The organism is Robertmurraya dakarensis, from assembly GCF_900156875.1.
Taxonomy (GTDB): Bacteria; Bacillota; Bacilli; order Bacillales; family Cytobacillaceae; genus Robertmurraya; species Robertmurraya dakarensis.
Genome location: NZ_LT707409.1, coordinates 3,302,005 through 3,304,111, shown reverse-complemented (window position 1 = coordinate 3,304,111; position 2,107 = coordinate 3,302,005). Strand labels below are relative to the sequence as shown.

2 protein-coding genes are annotated in these 2,107 nt (G+C 37.4%); both read left to right on the top strand.

Annotation, left to right across the window (positions count from 1 at the left end; all coding sequences use genetic code 11):
* The first annotated feature begins 678 nt into the window (after positions 1-678).
* Complete coding sequence (locus CZ487_RS24590) at positions 679-1,470, top strand: transposase (protein ID WP_077214995.1); 792 nt, start codon at positions 679-681, stop codon at positions 1,468-1,470.
* Between the two features lie 159 nt (positions 1,471-1,629).
* Positions 1,630-2,107, top strand: a 478-nt coding sequence (locus tag CZ487_RS24585) for a transposase (RefSeq protein WP_237562942.1), incomplete at its 3' end; no start/stop codon positions are given.

The window sequence follows — 2,107 nt, the reverse complement described above, 5'->3', positions numbered from 1 at the left end:
ACAATGCCACCACAGCATATATCTAGCGAGTGCCAGGTATCTCTCATGATGTAACAACTAGAGTAGAAATCTCAAGAAAAATTATTGGTAATTTAGAAGGTTAGAATTTATCTTTGTAAACCATATATGCTTTGGGTCCTAAAAAAACAGGTTGTAGGATACGACATCTGTCATTTGCATTCTAGTCTTTTCCTAGATATGTACATTTTTACTATGATAGGTTAGTCAGTGGAATCGAATATTATGGTACTAAGAAGACATTTCTCAGTCACTTGGTTTCTTCCGATTAGATGAAACAGTAAAAGAACAAAGTGCATATGCGATCATACGAATTTACTCTTTCCCTATTTAAAACAAAGGGGCTGTCCAAAAAGTCAGGTAACTGACCTTTGACAGCCCTTTATTTTTTAGTAGTTGGTTAAACGGAGTTGTTGATTTCCACTCCAGGCACTTCGCTTTCCGCGGGCGGTACGGGGAGCCTCCTCGGCGCTAAGCGCCTGTGGGGTCTCCCCTGCCCCGTCGTCCCGCAGGAGTCTTCGTGCCTTCCGTTCCAATCAACCTATATTTAATCTTTTTTGGCTTATAAATCCATCTAATTATAAAAAAGCACACAAAAAAATCGCCCTATTTAGTAAAATGTAAGTGACCAAACCAACATTTTAGAAAGGACGATTTTTTATGTGTAATCCAAAGACTACTACTGCAGATTATAACACTCAAATGATTCTTCTTCCAGAGGTTGATGAGAAATCGCCTCCTAAAAGACAATTAGCTCCTACGTTTAAACCCTATGACAACCGTCAAATTCAATCCATTTTTGATATTGAAACACTTATTCAAGAGAATCATGTGGCTCGTGTAGTGGATGAAATGGTCGAAGCTGTTCCAAACGATCGGTTATTCTCTCATTATAAAGGTGGAGGACGAAGTTCTTTTCATCCCAAAATGATGCTTAAGATCATTCTGTTCGCGTATTCTCAGAAGGTTTACTCTTGCCGAGGAATAGAAACATTGATTAAAGAAAACATACCAGCTATGTGGTTAGCTGCGATGCACCAACCTGATTTTCGTACTATTAATGAGTTCCGTGGAGAACGGATGAAAGTCTTGATGGACGAATTATTTGAAGCCATGATAATAAAGTTGATTGAAGATAAATACATCACACTCGAAAACTACTTTTTGGATGGCACAAAGATTGAAGCGAATGCCAATAAGTATTCTTTTGTCTGGAAAAAAGCAACGGAGAAATTTGAGGCTAAATTAAGAGAAAAAATTCAAGAAACCCTTCAACACATACAGGAATTAACACAACTAGAAGCTGGGAATGAACCAAAGGATGATAAACAAAAAACAGAAGTCTCCGAATCAGATTTAGAAACTGCTGCGACAGAACTAGAAGAAAAGATAGAAGCATTAACTGAAGACATTGAAAAGGAACCCGAAACAAATATTCGTAAAGTGAAATGAAAAGAACGTAGTCAATTAAAGAAAACCGTGAAGTTGATCCGCGAAAACTTCTTACCTAGACTGGCTAAATATAAAGAACAGAACCAAATCTTCGGTGATCGTAAAAGCTATTCTAAAACGGACAAAGACGCCACCTTCATGCGCATGAAGGAGGATCATATGAAAAATGGTCAACTAAAAGCAGGATATAACGTACAGATGGGAACGGAAAACCAGTTTATTCTGTTTTACACGATTCATCAACGTCCAACTGACACTCGTTGTTTTATCCCACATTCGGAGAAACTGTCGTCTACTTCTTTACCAATGCCTAAAACTGTTATTGCCGATGCTGGATATGGAAGCGAAGAAAATTATGTTTATGCGGTTGGCGATGAGAAAGAGCCAAAGTTTGACTTTCTAATCCCTTATGGATCATACATACAAGAAAAGACACGTAAATATAAAAACGATATCAAAAATGCAAAAAACTGGACATACCGTGAACAAGACGATTATTTTATTTGCCCGAATGGAAGGAAAGTAACTTTTAGAAAATATCAAAACAAGAAGAATCGATCTGGTTATGAACAGAGCTTTAAAATATATGAATGCGAAGACTGTACGGATTGTCCACTAAAAGCAAAATGTACAAAGG

What these genes read in the sequence shown, in the direction of transcription:
- CZ487_RS24590 (WP_077214995.1), top strand. Translation starts at nt 679, where the DNA reads ATGTGTAATCCAAAGACTACTACTGCAGATTATAACACTCAAATGATT.